This is a genomic window from Jannaschia helgolandensis (assembly GCF_900109285.1).
Lineage (GTDB): Bacteria > Pseudomonadota > Alphaproteobacteria > Rhodobacterales > Rhodobacteraceae > Jannaschia > Jannaschia helgolandensis.
Genome location: NZ_FNZQ01000001.1, coordinates 1,230,852 through 1,246,416 on the forward strand (window position 1 = coordinate 1,230,852; position 15,565 = coordinate 1,246,416).

Consider the following 15,565-nt stretch of genomic DNA (forward strand, 5'->3'; position numbering starts at 1 on the left):
CCGAGGCTCAAATGACCGACCTGACCAGCCTGACCGCCATTCGTGCCGCCCTGGCCGCCGCTCCCGCCGCCGACACCGCCGCCCGCGCCGGGGCCACGGATCGCAACGGCCAGTTGACCAAGCCACCGGGCGCATTGGGCCGGTTGGAGGATCTGGCAATCTGGTATGCCGGATGGGCCGGCGACGCGCGCCCCCGGATCGCCGCGCCGCAGGTTCTGGTTTTCGCGGGCAACCATGGCGTCGCGGCGCGGGGTGTCAGCGCCTTTCCACCCGAAGTCACTATGCAGATGGTCGCCAACTTCCGCGCGGGCGGGGCCGCCATCAATCAGTTGTCGGATTTCGCGGGTGCGCAGATGCAGGTTCACGCACTCGACCTGGATACGCCCACTGCCGATTTCACCCAAGGCCCCGCCATGACCGGGGCCGAGGTCTGCGCCGCATTCACCACCGGCTGGAACGCCGTCGATCGGAACGCCGACCTTCTGGTGACAGGCGAAATGGGCATCGGCAATACCACCTCCGCCGCAGCCATCGTGACCGCGCTTCTGGGCGGCGACGACTGGACCGGACGCGGCACCGGCGTCGACGATGCCGGGCTGGCCCGCAAGCAGGCGGTCATTGCCGCAGGCCTGGCCGCCAACCCGAAGCGTTCGGGGCTGGAGGTTCTGGCTGCTCTGGGCGGTCGGGAAGTCGCAGCCATGGCAGGTGCCATCGCGGGCGCACGGGCGCTGCGCATTCCGGTCATTCTCGACGGGTTCATCTGCTGCGCCGCGGCCCTGTGCCTGCAGGCCGAAGAGGCGGGCGCATTGGATCATTGCGTCGCGGGCCACCTGTCCGCCGAAGGTGCGCACGCCCGCATGCTGGAGGCCCTGGGCAAGCAGCCGCTGCTTTCGCTGGGCCTGCGGTTGGGCGAAGGCTCGGGCGCGGCGCTCGCCATTCAGGTTCTGAAAGGCGCGCTGGCCTGCCATTCCGGGATGGCCACATTCGCCGAGGCGGGCGTCGCGGCGGGCTAGCCGTTCCGCGCGTCGCGGTCCGCCACCAGAAACGACAGGGCGTCGGCCACGATCTTGGTATTCGCGCCCCCCGTGACCCCGCCGATGCCCACACGACGCCCGACACGCCACCACATGCCCGGCACCCAGGCCCGGCCCAGCGGCGATTTCAGGCGGATCAGGAACCCGTTCGACGGCTTCAGGCTGAACAGCGTGCGATCGACCGACGCGATCTGATCCAGCGGTGCGATCGGGGTGCCGTCCTCGGACCACAGGCCATCCTCGCGCAGCACGATGCCCTGCGCCGATCCGCGCCAGCCCTTCTGCGCCAGCACCAGTGCACCGATCCCTATCAGCACGAGGAATATCTTCCACAGCGGGTTCGACGGCGGGTTCACCACGGCCAGCCACAATAACAAGCCGCCCAGCAGCAACTGGATCACCAGGCCCATCATGCGGCGCGGGGCTGAGGGACGGAGGATGTGCATCGGATCGGACATGGCCCCGGCCTATCGCTCCGCGCGGCGCTGCACAATCACGGTTCGCACCCGCGCGTTGCGGCACGGCCCGCCGCCGCCTATCTTTACGTCAACTCCAAACAGGAAAGGACAGGCCATGTCTCTGCGTCCCGTTCTCGAAACCCGCACCGCCCGCCCGACGCTGGAAGGCGCCGGCGTCCACCTTCACCGTGCCTTCGGCTTCGGCGACCCGTCCGAGCAGGATCCGTTCCTGTTGTTCGACGACTTCCGTGGCGATCACCCCGATATGTATTCCGCCGGTTTCCCGTGGCATCCGCACCGGGGAATCGAGACGATCACCTATGTTCTGGAAGGCGAGGTCGATCACGGCGACTCGCTGGGCAATTCGGGCACTTTGGGCGCTGGTTCGGTCCAGTGGATGACAGCAGGGTCCGGTATCCTGCATCAGGAAATGCCGCGCGGGAACGCCAAGGGGCAGATGCACGGCTTCCAGCTTTGGGCAAACCTGCCCGGCGCGCTCAAGATGACGGCCCCGCGCTATCAGGACATCGCCGGATCGGACATTCCCGAGGTGACAGACGATGACGGCACCCGCATCAAGGTCGTCATGGGCGAAATCTGGGGCACAAAGGGACCGGTCGACGGTATCGCCGCCGATCCGCAATACCTCGATATTTCGGTCCCGCCGGGCGTGAAGAAGACCTTCAAGGTCGACACCTATCGTCAGACCTTCGCCTATGTCTTCGCAGGCTCGGGCGCGTTTTCGGATGCCAGCGCGCCGCAGGGGATTCTGGTGGAGAAGGACTGGCAGGGTCAGGAGGTTAATATCCGCGACCTGTCGGGCAATCGCACGCTGGTCCGCTTCGGCTCCGGCGATGAGATCACGGTGCAGGCGGGCGAAGACGGCGTGCGTTTCCTGCTGGTCTCGGGCGCGCCGATCAGAGAGCCGGTGGCCTGGCACGGTCCCATCGTGATGAACACTCAGGATGAATTGCAGCAGGCGATGAAGGACCTGCGCAACGGGACGTTCATTCAACCGGCGCATTAGACGGGAAGGGGGGCGAGGGATCTTCCCTCGCGCTCCCTGGGATATTTCATGCCAAGAGGAAGGGGCGGATCAGCCGCCCTTGCCCAGACGGGCGCGCCGGTCGCGAATGCCCTCGGCACGTTCCTTTTCGTCCCAGCGACGGCCCGACAGGCTTTCGGTGTTGAACGTGTCTTCCGCCACCAGAACCTTCCATCGCTCGACCCGGTTCGCGTCGATATCGCCTGCGTCCAGTGCGGCCATGATGGCGCAGCCCGGCTCTCTTTCGTGGGCGCAGTCGCGGAATTTGCACTGCCCGGCCAGCATTTCCAGATCGGCGAACAGCGTGGCCAGACCATCGGCCGTATCGGTCAGCTGCAACTCGCGCATGCCCGGCGTGTCCAGGACGACGCAACCGTTGCCCAGCAGGTGCATCTGCCGGTGCGTCGTCGTGTGACGCCCCCGGTCGTCCGCTTCGCGCGCGGGTTGAGTGGCGATCTCCGGCCCGTCGGACAGCGCATTCACCAGCGTCGATTTCCCCACGCCCGACGACCCCAGAAACGCCACCGTCTGCCCCGGCCTGCACCAACGCGCCAGATCGCGGCGGGGTGCGTCGCCCCGCGCGTCCAGAACCACGACCTCTACCCGGTCCGAAATCGTCCGCGCCCGGTCGGCCATGGCCTGCGCGTCGTCGCACAGATCGGGCTTGGTCATCACGATCACCGGCACGGCCCCGGCCTCAAGGGTCAGGGCGGCATAGCGTTCCAGCCGGGCCACGTTGAATTCGCGCGTGCAGGAGGTGACGATGAACACCGTGTCGATGTTCGCCGCGATCAACTGTACCTCGTGCCCCTTGCCGGGCGCGCGGCGCTTGATCAGGCTGTGCCGGTCCAGCACGCGGCTGTCGACAGGGCGATCCCGGTCCAGCAGCATCCAGTCGCCCACGGTCGCCGCCACGCCCGGCGGAATACGCCGGTCCAACCCGGCCCCAAGCGCACGCAACCCGCTGCGATGGACTTCGGTGACGCGGACCGGGGGCGCGGCCTCCAGATCGGCATCCGACACCTGTTCGGCAAAGAACTCCTGCCAGCCCAGGGCCGCCAGCGTCAGATCGTCGGTCGGGGGCATGTCGTCGGACATGGAAGTGCTTTCAGATGGGGGGTCTCATTGCGTCGTCGCATGGCGGGGTGGTGCTGGGCAAGCGTCGCCCTGCGTCGTCTCTTCCGATCAGGGCTTCACCCGCCGCATCTGGCAATCGGAGCGGCGGACGGATACTGCGGTTTCCATGTTGAACACGATCCGCCACGGCTTGCCCACCGACCGCCCCCCGCTTTTGATCGCGCATGGCCTGTTCGGGTCGGCGCGCAACTGGGGCGTTATCGCCAAGCGCCTGTCCACGGATCGTCAGGTCGTCGCCGTCGACATGAGAAATCACGGCGACAGCGCGTGGCACGACAGCCATTCCTATGCCGATCTCGCCGCCGATCTGGCGCAGGTCATCGGCGATACGCCGCACGACGTTCTGGGCCATTCGATGGGCGGTAAGGCGGCGATGGTTCTGGCACTGACCGACCCGACGCGCCTTCGCCGCCTGATCGTGGCCGACATCGCTCCCGTTGCGTACGACCACACACAGGCGCATCTGATCGCGGCCATGCGCGCCGTCGATCTGTCTGGCGTCACCCGTCGGTCGGATGCCGCCGCACAACTCATGCAGGTGCCCGACGACGGCACGCGGTCGTTCCTGCTGCAATCGCTGGACACCGCCGACAAGCGCTGGACCCTGAACCTCGACACACTGGAGGCCGAGATGCCGAAGATCCTCGGCTTTCCCGATCTCTCGGGCACGTTCGACGGGCCCGCGTTCTTCCTGTCAGGCGCGGAAAGCGACTACGTCCGCCCCGAACACCGGGCCACGATCAAGGCATTGTTTCCGCAGGCACGATTCGCCAGAATTCCCGACGCCCACCATTGGTTGCACGCCGAGAAACCGCGCGAATTCGAGGCGGCGGTGCGCGCCTTTCTCGACGTCTAGGCGGTCAGGCCCTCCGGCTCGTCCAGACCATGTGCGCGGCAGCAGGCGGTCAGCGTATTGGCCAGCAGGCAGGCAATGGTCATGGGGCCGACACCGCCGGGGACCGGGGTGATCGCCCCCGCCACGGCAGCGCAACTGTCGAAGTCGACGTCGCCCACCAGCCGTGTCCTCGGTGTCCCGTCATCCTTGATCCCGGCATCGATGCGGTTGATGCCGACATCGATGACCGTGGCGCCCGGTTTGATCCAGTCGCCGGGCACCATCTGCGGGCGGCCCACGGCGGCGACCACGATATCGGCGCGGCGCACGACATCGGCCAGATCTCTGGTGCGCGAATGCGCGATGGTCACGGTGCAGCTGTCGCCCAGCAGAAGCTGCGCCATCGGCTTGCCGACGATGTTCGACCGGCCCAGCACGACCGCATCCATGCCTGACAGCGAGCCATGATGATCCCGCAGCATCATCAGGCACCCCAGCGGCGTACAGGGCACCATCGCCTTCTGCCCCGTCGCCAAAAGGCCGACGTTCGAGATGTGGAAGCCATCGACGTCCTTGGCCGGGTCGATCGCGGCCAGCACCTTGTCGGCATCGATATGATCGGGCAGCGGCAACTGGCACAGGATGCCGTGGACCGCCGGGTCGGCGTTCAGCTGCGCGATCAGGGCCAGCAGGTCGGCTTCGGAGGTGTCGGCAGGCAGCCTGTGCTCGAAGCTCTCCATTCCAACCTCGACCGTCTGCTTGCCCTTGTTGCGGACATAGACGGCACTGGCGGGGTCCTCGCCGACCAGAACGACGGCCAGACCGGGTGTCACGCCTGCGGCCTTTATCCGCGCGACCTCGGTGGCGACCTGTTCGCGGATGCGGGCCGCGAAGGCCTTTCCGTCGATGATCGTTGCGGTCATCCGTTTCTCCTCATCTGCTTTCTTGTCCGACCCGGATCACCCGCAGGTCACCCGTGGATCACCCGTGGCGATTCTTCGCCGGTCGCGGAGCATTGCTGCGACCGCTGGTCCCGAATGTGAACGATTGATTCACAAAGGTGAACGGCGGCGTTTCGGGTTTCGCACCTTCAAAACAGCCCCTCGACCTCGCCCGCGTCGTTCAAGCGGATGTTCTCGGCCGAGGGCACGCGCGGCAGGCCGGGCATCGTCATGATATCGCCGCAGACCGCGACCACGAAGCCTGCCCCCGCCGACAGCCTGACTTCGCGGACCGGCACCGAATGCCCCGTCGGCGCGCCACGCAAATTCGGATCGGTCGAGAAGGAATACTGCGTCTTGGCCATGCAGACCGGCAGATGGCCATAGCCCTGTTCTTCCCAGGCCTTTAGCTGATCGCGGATCTTCTTGTCGGCCAGCACCTCGTCGGCGTGATAGATTCGTTTGGCGATGGTCTCCATCTTCTGGAACAGCGGCATCTCGTCGGGGTAGAGCGGCGCGAAGTTCGCCACCCCCGCATCGGCGATTTCCGCCACGCGCCTGGCCAACGCCTCGGACCCCTTGGAGCCGTCGGCCCAATGCTTCGAGACGATGGCCTCGGATCCCTGGCTGGCGACGTAGTCACTGACCGCCTGCACCTCGGCATCCGAGTCGCCGGTGAAGTGGTTGATCGCGACCACGACCGGCACGCCGAAGGATTTCACATTGCCGATGTGGCGGCCCAGATTGGCGCAGCCCGCCTTCACCGCGTCTACATTTTCAGCGGCCAGATCGGCTTTGGCGATGCCGCCGTTCATCTTCATCGCCCGCACCGTCGCCACCAGCACCACGCAATCTGGCGCGATCCCGGCCTTGCGGCACTTGATGTTCATGAACTTCTCGGCCCCCAGATCAGCCCCGAAGCCCGCTTCGGTCACCACGTAATCCGCCAGTTTCAGCGCCGTCGTCGTAGCGATGACCGAGTTGCAACCATGCGCGATGTTGGCGAACGGCCCGCCATGCACGAAGGCGGGGTTGTTCTCCAGCGTCTGCACCAAATTGGGTTGCATCGCGTCCTTCAACAGCACCGTCATCGCACCATCGGCCTTGATGTCGCGGGCATAGATCGGTTTGCGATCGCGGGTATAAGCCACGATCATATCACCCAAACGTTTCTCCAGATCCTTCAGGTCACTGGCCAGACACAGGCAGGCCATGACTTCGGATGCAACGGTGATATCGAACCCGGCCTCACTGGGAAAACCGTTGCTGACCCCGCCCAGGCTGGCGGTGATCTGGCGCAGGGCCCGGTCGTTCATATCGACGACGCGCCGCCAGACGACGCGTCGGATGTCGATCTCCAGCGTGTTGCCCCAGTAGATGTGATTGTCGATCATCGCCGACAGCAGGGAATGCGCACTGGTGATGGCATGGAAATCGCCGGTGAAGTGGAGGTTCATCTCCTCCATAGGAACGATCTGCGCGTAACCGCCGCCCGCAGCGCCGCCCTTCATCCCGAAATTGGGCCCGAGCGAGGCTTCGCGGATGCAGATCATCGCCTTTTTGCCGATCGCGTTCAGACCGTCGCCCAGACCCACCGTCGTCGTCGTCTTGCCTTCACCCGCGGGTGTCGGGTTGATCGCGGTCACAAGGATAAGTTTGCCACTCTTGCGCGCCTCGATGCCGTTGATGAACGCCTGACTGACCTTGGCCTTGTCATGCCCATACGGCAGCAGATCATCCGCCCCGATGCCCAGCTTCTTTCCGATCTCCAGGATAGGACGCTTATTCGCCGCACGGGCAATCTCGATATCTGTCTTCACGGTCATGGCGGCATCCTTTTCGTCGCGCGGGCTTCAGACTTGGCACAAGCCCTATGCGGAGCGACAGGGGAAGGGTGTTGCGAAAACCGACATTCCGACACGTTCCCACGTCGCCGCAAGGGCCTGACGGATCGGATTGGAAACTATGGCAACGGCTGGGAAACGGAAGCATCGGCCAGAGCTGGAAAAATGATCGTGCCGAATCAAGGAACCGAAACGAGTTGTTAATTGTTCTACCTGCAAGAACGATGAACATCATCGGCAGAGTATCGCCGAACTACCCAACTCAGGAGCTTACCATGACCGCCACAAGCCTCTTCATTCACGCCGGTTTCGTCGCCGGTCTGGCCCTTGCTCTCGCGACAAGCCTGGCTCTGGCCTGATAAATACGAACAGATTGATTTCAAAGGCCTGATGCGCTGCGTCAGGCCTTTTCCTTTGCGCATTGCCAGCCTCTGATCAGGCACAGGCAACCGATGTTTTCAGCAAGCCAGCACGGCATACGCATCCTACCCGTCACGGAATGGAAACCCCGGCACGCGCCATGACACGATGCCGGGGCCGTTGAGAAAACCTCAGGCGCTTGGTTCGGGTTCGGGCGCGATATCCGGACCCTTGGATTTCGGCTTGGTTTTCGGAACCGCCGTCAGGCTGCTGCCGCCCGAAATATCCGTGTGATCGTCGTCATCCCCGCGCGTGAGCACCTCACCGTTGATCACCTTCATGATCTCGGGTCCGGTCAGCGTCTCATATTCCAGAAGACCCTGCGCCAGGTTTTCCAGCGCATCGGCCTTTTCGGTCAGGATACGCTTGGCGGTCTCATACCCGTCGTTGATGATTTCCTTGACCTTGTCGTCGATCAGCTTTTGCGTTTCGGACGAATGGTTCGTACCGCCGCCATAGGGTCCCAGGAAACTTTGCTGTTCGTTTGCATAATCGACGAACCCCAATTCCTCGTGGGCATAGCCATATTGCGTGACCATGGCGCGCGCCATTTGCGTGGCCTGTTTGATGTCCTGACTGGCCCCGCTGGTGACATGCTCCTTGCCGAAGATCAGCTCCTCGGCGACGCGGCCACCCATCGCCATTGCAATGCGCGAGGTGAACCACTGATAGCTGGCCGAGATCCGGTCGCGTTCGGGCAGCGACAACACCAGACCCAATGCACGACCGCGCGGGATGATCGTTGCCTTGTGGATAGGATCATGCTGCGGCACGTTCAGGCCGACGATAGCGTGACCGGCTTCGTGATAGGCGGTCAGTTTCTTTTCGTCTTCGGTCATGACCATCGACCGACGCTCGGCCCCCATCATCACCTTGTCCTTGGCTTGCTCGAAGTCCTCCATCGTCACGACACGGCGGCCAATGCGAGCAGCGCTCAGCGCGGATTCGTTCACGAGGTTGGCAAGGTCGGCCCCCGAGAAACCAGGCGTGCCGCGCGCAATGATCCGCAGGTCGACGTCAGCACCCAGCGGCACCTTGCGGGCATGAACGTTGAGGATCTTTTCACGACCCTTGATGTCGGGATTCGGCACCTGCACCTGACGGTCGAAGCGACCGGGGCGCAGCAATGCCGGGTCCAGAACGTCGGGCCGGTTGGTGGCGGCGACGATGATAATGCCCTCGTTCGCCTCGAACCCGTCCATTTCGACCAGAAGCTGGTTCAGCGTCTGCTCACGCTCGTCGTTGCCACCGCCATAGCCGACGCCGCGCGAACGGCCGACGGCGTCGATTTCGTCGATGAAGACGATACAGGGCGCGTTTTTCTTGGCCTGTTCGAACATATCGCGGACACGGCTGGCCCCGACACCCACGAACATCTCGACGAAGTCAGAGCCGGAAATGGTAAAGAACGGCACCCCGGCTTCGCCCGCCACGGCGCGCGCCAGAAGCGTTTTGCCCGTACCCGGAGGGCCAACCAAAAGAGCGCCCTTGGGAATTTTACCGCCCAGTCGACTGAACTTTTGCGGATTACGCAGGAATTCGACGATTTCTTCCAGGTCTTCCTTGGCCTCATCGATGCCAGCCACGTCGTCAAACGTCACCCGGCCCGATTTCTCGGTCAGCAGTTTTGCCTTCGACTTGCCGAAGCCCATGGCGCCGCCTTTGCCGCCGCCCTGCATGCGATTCATGAAGAAGATCCAGATCCCGATCAGCACGAGGAACGGCAACCACAGTCCCAGCGCCGACAGGAACCCAGACTGTTGCTGACTTTCGGCGACGATCCGCACGTTATTCTTCAGAAGCGTATCGGTTACGTCCACGTCGGCAGGCTTGATCGTCATCTGGTCAGCACCCGATGCGCCGCGGAAGACGATCCGCTCGCCGTCCAGAGTCACAGTGGAAACCGACCCGTTCTCGACCTGGTTGATGAAGTCGGAGTACGGGACGTCGCGGCCGGCGACCGTCGAATTACCACCTGAAAACAGTTGGAAGAGGGCCATCACAAGGACGAAAAGAACGACCCAGAAGGCGATATTGCGCGCATTACCCAAGAAAAATCTCCGAATCTCGCGGCCCTAGACCACGCGTTTGGTTTGCACTGAAAGATAGTCGTTCGGGCCGCAGGTTCAACGTCTTATCAGCGCCTGTGCGAATGCGACGCGGGGAAATGCGTCCCAACCTTCCGACCACCCGGCGATCGGCGCGGCGATCAGGCTGTCTCCGCGCCGCACCGCAGGCGAGGCCATGACGGTTTTTCGGGGCAGGCCGGTCGCTCTCCAGTCGATGGAATTGATGTCGTCGCCGAGCGCGCCGACGGTAAGCTCGGGCGCATGCGGGCCGTCCAGTATCCAGCGCCCGTCCCATACCGCGTCGGTCTGGGACGGACCGGCGACGGCGGAAAGTTCACGTCCGATCCGCATATCGGGCAGGTTCGGCTCTATCCGGCATCCGGCCAGTGTGCAGGCCTGACGGTTCAGAATATTTTCACGCAAACGACGCTGTTCGGCCCGGCGGGGTGCATCCGACTTGCCGCCCACCCATGCCAGTGCGGCGACCAGCAAGCGTCTGGCGTGTTCAGGTTCCGATGCGAACAGGTCGGAGAAAGGCGCAAGGGCGAAGATCAGGTCGCCACGATCCTCGCGGATAAGTTCGCGGGCCAGCATGCGCATCCGATGGTCCAGGGTATCCCGCGCTTCGCCCAGCGCCGTCGCCGACTGACACAAAGTTGCGACATCAAGGCCGAGGCTCGCCATCGCATGGCGGACCGCGATGCGATCGAAAGACGGGTCTTCGTTGCTTGGATCTTCGATAGGTGTGATCCCCTTTGCACCGAGATAGTCGCGCAATTCGGCGCGGCGGATATCCAGAAACGGGCGACCCCAGTGCAGCGACGTGTGCGCCGCCAGCCGCCACGCCGCCATCCGGGCCAAACCGTCGATGCCCGCCCCGCGCCGCAACCGCAACACCAGCGTTTCGGCAACGTCATCGGCGGTGTGACCCAGCAGAACGGCGTTGCAGCCCACGGTCCCGGCCCAGTCCTTCATTGCGTCGTACCTGGCATTGCGAGCGCGGGCCTGAAGGTTCGGACCGGGGACCAGATCGGTCAGGGTCAGCGTATCATGCGGGCAGTCCAGACCGGCGCAGAGGGTGGCGACATGGTTCGCTTCGGCGGCGGAGCCGTCGCGCAACCCGTGGTCCACTGTCACGGCTCGAACGTCGATTCCGTCTTCTTTCGCCCAGTCGAGCGTTGCCAGCAAAAGCGCCGTCGAATCGCCGCCACCCGAAATGGCAACGCCAAGCGGGCCAGGCTCGAAACGAGGGCGACGGGGGCCGAGTAGGGTCTCGAGGGACGCCCAAAGGCGTCCCTCGATGGTGTTATCCGGCGCAGCCAAGACCTGCCCGCGCCGCATTAGCCTGCGAGATGGCGGGCGAGTTCGGGAAGCGGATCGCCACTTCCGACAGCGTCAGACATGCCTCGTCGTTTTGCCCCAGAGAGCCGAGCGCCGTGCCCAGCCCTACCAGCGCTTCGGGCGCGCGGGGGCCTTCGGGCGTGCCGGAAAACGACTCGAGATATGCGCGGGCCGCAGCGGCGTGTTGGCCGTCGCGGGCCAGCGCCTGGCCGCGGAAGAACTGTGCTTCGGCGGTCAGCGGCCCGGTCGGATAGCTTGTGACGAACTGACTGAACGCCTGCGCCGCAGCGGCATTGTCACCCGCATCCAGCGCGGATTTGGCGCGGTCAAAATCAGCCTGTTCGCTGAACGCCAACTCAGCGCCGCCGGACGTGCCACCGGTTTCGGCCGGAGGCGCGATGATGCCCGCTGCCGCTGTTCCGCCCTCGGGCGCGCCGCCCAGCGGGCCGGGGTTCGGCAGGGACGCCAGGTCGCAATCGGTCGTCAGTTCGCAAAGCTGGAACCGCAGATCCTCGATTCTTGCGGCCCCGTCACGTGATACGCTTTCGATGCGAAACTGCATCCGCTCGGTCTTTTGGGTCATGCGTTGCAGCTCGCTCTCGATCGCATTCAGGCGATCGAGAACCGTGGACCCGCCGGTGCCGGTCGCGGGCGCACCGGTGGTGTTCAATTCACCCTTCAGTTTCTGCATCTCGACCTGCAGAACGCTCAACTGCTGGCGAATGTCGGCCAGGGTCTGGTCCTGCTGCGCGACTGCAGGCAGCCCCGACATCACTGTTAACAGAGCGACGCAGAGGACGCGCAGCATCAGACGCCCGCCCCGGCGGCCAGCACGGTGACGGCCCGGCGGTTCTGGCTATAGCACGCTTCTGTCGAACAGACCTGAACCGGACGCTCCTTGCCATAGCTGATGGTGCGCAGGCGCGTGGCGGAAACGCCCTGGCTGATCAGGTAATCGCGGGCCGAATTCGCACGTCGGCCGCCAAGCGCAAGGTTGTATTCCCGGGTGCCCTGTTCGTCCGCATGACCTTCGATCAGCGCGGTGTAGCCGGGGTTGCTGTTCATCCAACGGGCCTGGGCGGCAAGGACGGTCTGCGCCTCGGGAGACAGGCTGGATTGATTGAGAGCGAACAGTACGCGGTCGCCGATGGTTTGCTGGAAATAAGCCACCGAGGATGGATCGTTGGCGCTGCCGGGGACAAAACTGCCGTTTGCGCCGGCATTCAGATCGACGGCGCCGTTCGCCCCGTCTTGACCCAGGCGGCTGCCACAGGCGGACAGGGTCAGCGCGGCCAACAGAAGAAGTGCAGTCAGTTTCATGGTATCTACCTCTATCGAAGGAGCGGACCCCAGGACGGGTCCGAAGCCGCCGCGGGAGTCGCGGCACGTTGAAGATTCCGGCCAGTAATGTCGACCGTATACAAAGCAGGCGCACCATTCGCGCCCGACGTCTCGCGGGTAAACATGATCACACGACCGTTCGGCGCCCAGGTCGGCCCCTCGTCCAGAAAAGCTCCGGTCAGCAGCCGTTCTTCGGACCCGTCGGTGCGCATCACGCCAATGTGGAAGCGGCCCTCATTCTGCTTGGTGAAGGCGATATAATCGTTCTTGGGCGACCAGACAGGCGTGCCATACCGGCCCGCGCCAAAGCTGATCCGGTTACCTTCGCCGCCACTCGCAGGCATAATATAAAGCTGCTGTCCGCCCGAGCGATCAGACTCGAAGGTGATCCGGGTGCCATCGGGGCTGAAACTGGGGGCCGTCTCGATCGAGGGGGCCGTCGTCAGCCGCGTCGTCGCACCCGAGTTGAGATCCAGCAGATACAGGTCGGTATTGCCTGCCACCTCGGCGGAATACACGACGCGTCCGCCATCCGGGCTGAATCGTGGGGCGAAGCTCATGTTCTGGTCGATGCCGCCCACGGTCTGCTTTTGCAGGGTGCCGACATTGATCAACGTGACCTTGGGAAAGCCCGATTCATACCCGGTATAGATGATTCGGCTGCCGTCCGGGCTGAACCGAGGGGCCAACACGATGGAATCCGACGACGTCAGATATTGTACATTCGCCCCGTCGTAATCCATCACCGCCAGACGCTTGAGCCGTGCATCCTTGGGCCCCTGTTCCGAGACGAATACCGTGCGGCTGTCGAAATAGGGGCCTTCGCCGGTGATGCGGGAATAGGCGGCGTCGGCAACCTTGTGGGCCATGCGGCGCCAGCCATCGGCGGTCCCGACGAATTGCAGTCCCTCGCCCAGAGGTGCCTCGCTGGTCACGTCGAACAGTCGGAACTGAACGACGATGCGCCCGTCCCCCTCGGCCAGAACGGAGCCGGTGATAAGCGCCTGTGCATTGATCGCCTTCCAGTCGGAAAACTGGATCGGGGCATCGAAAGTGCCGATACGTGAAATATGAGCGTCCCTGGGGATTTCACGGAACAGGCCGGTGTTCGTCAAATCCGCCGCGATGACCTGCGAGATGTTCTCAGCAAGTTCGGCCGCCTCCGCGTTCCGCGCCACGAAAGTCGGCACCGCAAAGGGCAGAGGCGATATGTTCGGATCGGTGATGATGATTTCCAACTGCGCCCGTGCGGCACCTGTCAGGAATGCAAGCGACAGCAGAGCGGCGCAGAGACCTTGATACAATCGTTTCACGTCAACCTCATCGTTTCCAGAACGGTCGTGCGTCCGGTATCGCCGCCATGGCGAAATTTCTCAACCGGCCGTGTGGGCTTTGCTGCAGGGTGGCAACGTTCAGCGCGATATTGTGACATCACCGAACCCGCGATTGCGTCGGATCGAAGGTGATCGTGATGTTTTTCCACTGTGCATAGCTTTCTTCGGGCAAGTCATAGCCCTGATTCTTCACCGAACACTGGATAATCGCGGTCTTGGCCCGTTCTAATGCGATTTGCTGGGACGCCGCGGTGCCGCCCGACGCATTTTTCACCCGGATCGTACTGGAGATGGGAAAACCGTCGGGCCGCATTTCGAACGACACCGTCATTACGGTCCGCATGACATCGGTCGAGACGGCACCCAGATCCCAGCAGCTTTGCACGGCGAGACGGAAGCCTTCCTCCTGTCCCGGAGAAAGTTGCGGGCCTGGATCGCCGGGCGAGGCGGGTGTGCCGCCACCCAGAGCTTCGGCCAAAGCCGCGGATGTATCGAATGTGCGGGGTTCTTCGGCGGCGGTCGCCGTTTCAGTCGGTCGGGGTTCCGCCGGAGCGGCGGGTCGTGCCGGAGCGGCGGGCGTTTCGGCCACAGCAACTTGCGGACGCGCGGGCCGTGACGGAGGCCGTGACGATGTCTCGGGGGCATTCGACGGTTGTTCGGCGGCCGCCGGGATATCCGCTTCGGTGATGATACGCGGTGCGCTCTCCTCGGGCGCGGTCGGCGTTTCGGCAGGTTCGACCGGCTCCTCCGGTTTGACGTCCGACGGGGCAGGCGGGGCCTCGACCGTTGGCGCGGTTTCCGTCAGAGGCGGCGGGGCCGGGGCAGGCGTGGGCGACACGCGTTCCGCGGCGCGCGGGGTGGGCCGTGGGCCGGGTGCCGCATCCGGCGCATCGGCGGGCGGGGTCGGCGCGTTCGGTGCATCCTGCGTCACTTCGGTCTGTGGCAGGACCAGTTCTGCCACGTCCGGCGTATCGTCAGGCTGGGTAGGAGTCGGGGTCACGGGCGTCGGTGCAGGCTCAGGGGGCGGTGCTTCTTCGGTGGGAGTAGGCGCCTGAGATGTTTCGGGTTGTTCGGGTGCCGCAGGTGCTGCCGGAGCGGGCGCGGCAGGGGCCGGAGCCGCCGACACCAGTGCGTCGAATTCGGCACTGGAAATGACGCTGACGGCCGCAATCTGCAACTGGTCGTCTTCAACGGGGTTGAAAAGCCCGGCAACCATGGCCCAGACGATCAGGCCTGCATGGGCCGTGCCCGAGAGCGCGACTGCCGTGCGCCGTTCCATCTACTGATCCGCCGTGCCGGTGCCATCCAGCGTCGGCCCGCCCGCATCCGTGACCAGCCCGATATTTCGGAACCCGCCCGCGTTCAAAGCACCCATCACCACCATAATGTCGGAATATGGCACGCTTCCGTCAGCGCGCAGGAACACCCTGTCGCTCTGACGTTCGCCGGCGATCGCCTGCAATCGCGTGACCAATTCGTCGCGTGGCACTTCCTGAGACCCGATCTGCACGAGACCATCCGCTGCGACCGTTATGGCCAGCGGCTCCTCGTCTTCCTGAGGCAGGGGCGTGGCGGCAGTCTGGGGCAGCTCGACGGGAACGCCCGCCGTGAGCAGGGGGGCCGCGACCATGAAGATGATCAGCAGCACCAGCATCACGTCCACGAAGGGCGTGACGTTGATTTCGGACATCGGTGCGCCGCTGCTGCTGCGCCTGCGGCGTCGCCCGCCACTGCCGCCGCCGGACTGGATCGTTCCCGCCCCCATG

General features: G+C 64.3%; 14 protein-coding genes. 3 read left to right on the forward strand and 11 right to left on the reverse strand.

What is annotated here, in order from left to right; all coding sequences use genetic code 11:
- The first annotated feature begins 11 nt into the window (after positions 1–11).
- Positions 12–1,013, forward strand: coding sequence for a nicotinate-nucleotide--dimethylbenzimidazole phosphoribosyltransferase (gene cobT, locus BMY38_RS06050; RefSeq protein WP_092760668.1), 1,002 nt, complete (start codon positions 12–14; stop codon positions 1,011–1,013).
- On the opposite strand, the gene BMY38_RS06055 is transcribed toward cobT, so the two are convergent.
- Positions 1,010–1,492 carry a hypothetical protein gene (locus BMY38_RS06055; RefSeq protein ID WP_092760670.1) on the reverse strand — a complete coding sequence of 161 codons (483 nt, stop codon included), beginning with the start codon at positions 1,490–1,492 and terminating at the stop codon, positions 1,010–1,012. The two genes, cobT and BMY38_RS06055, sit on opposite strands and share 4 nt — an antisense overlap.
- Positions 1,493–1,607: 115 nt before the next feature.
- Here BMY38_RS06055 and BMY38_RS06060 point away from each other — a divergent pair, with 115 nt between their 5' ends.
- On the forward strand, positions 1,608–2,519 hold the full coding sequence (locus BMY38_RS06060; protein ID WP_092760672.1) for a pirin family protein: 912 nt from the start codon (positions 1,608–1,610) through the stop codon (positions 2,517–2,519).
- A 69-nt stretch (positions 2,520–2,588) separates the two neighbouring features.
- Here the strand turns inward: BMY38_RS06060 and rsgA are convergent, their stop codons facing one another.
- Entirely contained in the window at positions 2,589–3,635 is a 1,047-nt protein-coding gene (rsgA, locus tag BMY38_RS06065; protein ID WP_092760674.1) for a ribosome small subunit-dependent GTPase A, read from the reverse strand.
- A 145-nt stretch (positions 3,636–3,780) separates the two neighbouring features.
- Between rsgA and BMY38_RS06070 the strand changes: the two genes are divergently transcribed.
- Positions 3,781–4,530 (forward strand): alpha/beta fold hydrolase, encoded by a 750-nt coding sequence (locus BMY38_RS06070; RefSeq protein WP_092760676.1) that lies wholly within the window; start codon positions 3,781–3,783, stop codon positions 4,528–4,530.
- On the opposite strand, the gene folD is transcribed toward BMY38_RS06070, so the two are convergent.
- The 9 genes from folD to tolR all read right to left on the reverse strand — a co-directional run bounded on the left by folD (position 4,527) and on the right by tolR (position 15,564).
- Complete coding sequence (gene folD, locus BMY38_RS06075; RefSeq protein ID WP_092760678.1) at positions 4,527–5,432, reverse strand: bifunctional methylenetetrahydrofolate dehydrogenase/methenyltetrahydrofolate cyclohydrolase FolD; 906 nt, start codon at positions 5,430–5,432, stop codon at positions 4,527–4,529. The genes BMY38_RS06070 and folD overlap by 4 nt on opposite strands.
- Positions 5,433–5,599: 167 nt before the next feature.
- Positions 5,600–7,276 (reverse strand): formate--tetrahydrofolate ligase, encoded by a 1,677-nt coding sequence (locus BMY38_RS06080; RefSeq protein ID WP_092760680.1) that lies wholly within the window; start codon positions 7,274–7,276, stop codon positions 5,600–5,602.
- Between the two features lie 569 nt (positions 7,277–7,845).
- Positions 7,846–9,765, reverse strand: coding sequence for an ATP-dependent zinc metalloprotease FtsH (gene ftsH, locus BMY38_RS06085; RefSeq protein ID WP_092760682.1), 1,920 nt, complete (start codon positions 9,763–9,765; stop codon positions 7,846–7,848).
- Positions 9,766–9,840: 75 nt separating this feature from the next.
- On the reverse strand, positions 9,841–11,106 hold the full coding sequence (gene tilS, locus BMY38_RS06090) for a tRNA lysidine(34) synthetase TilS (RefSeq protein WP_245737508.1): 1,266 nt from the start codon (positions 11,104–11,106) through the stop codon (positions 9,841–9,843).
- Positions 11,090–11,932 carry a tol-pal system protein YbgF gene (ybgF, locus tag BMY38_RS06095; RefSeq protein WP_092760686.1) on the reverse strand — a complete coding sequence of 281 codons (843 nt, stop codon included), beginning with the start codon at positions 11,930–11,932 and terminating at the stop codon, positions 11,090–11,092. Before ybgF ends, tilS begins: the two co-directional genes overlap by 17 nt.
- Positions 11,932–12,444 (reverse strand): peptidoglycan-associated lipoprotein Pal, encoded by a 513-nt coding sequence (gene pal / locus BMY38_RS06100; protein ID WP_092760688.1) that lies wholly within the window; start codon positions 12,442–12,444, stop codon positions 11,932–11,934. Before pal ends, ybgF begins: the two co-directional genes overlap by 1 nt.
- 11 nt (positions 12,445–12,455) lie before the next feature.
- A complete protein-coding gene (tolB, locus tag BMY38_RS06105) occupies positions 12,456–13,778 on the reverse strand; it encodes a Tol-Pal system beta propeller repeat protein TolB (RefSeq protein WP_092760690.1) in 1,323 nt (440 codons plus the stop codon).
- 118 nt (positions 13,779–13,896) lie between these two features.
- Positions 13,897–15,078: a cell envelope integrity protein TolA gene (locus BMY38_RS06110; protein ID WP_092760692.1), complete on the reverse strand. Its 1,182-nt coding sequence runs from the start codon at positions 15,076–15,078 to the stop codon at positions 13,897–13,899.
- Positions 15,079–15,564 (reverse strand): protein TolR, encoded by a 486-nt coding sequence (gene tolR, locus BMY38_RS06115; RefSeq protein WP_092760694.1) that lies wholly within the window; start codon positions 15,562–15,564, stop codon positions 15,079–15,081.
- Position 15,565 lies beyond the last annotated feature (1 nt).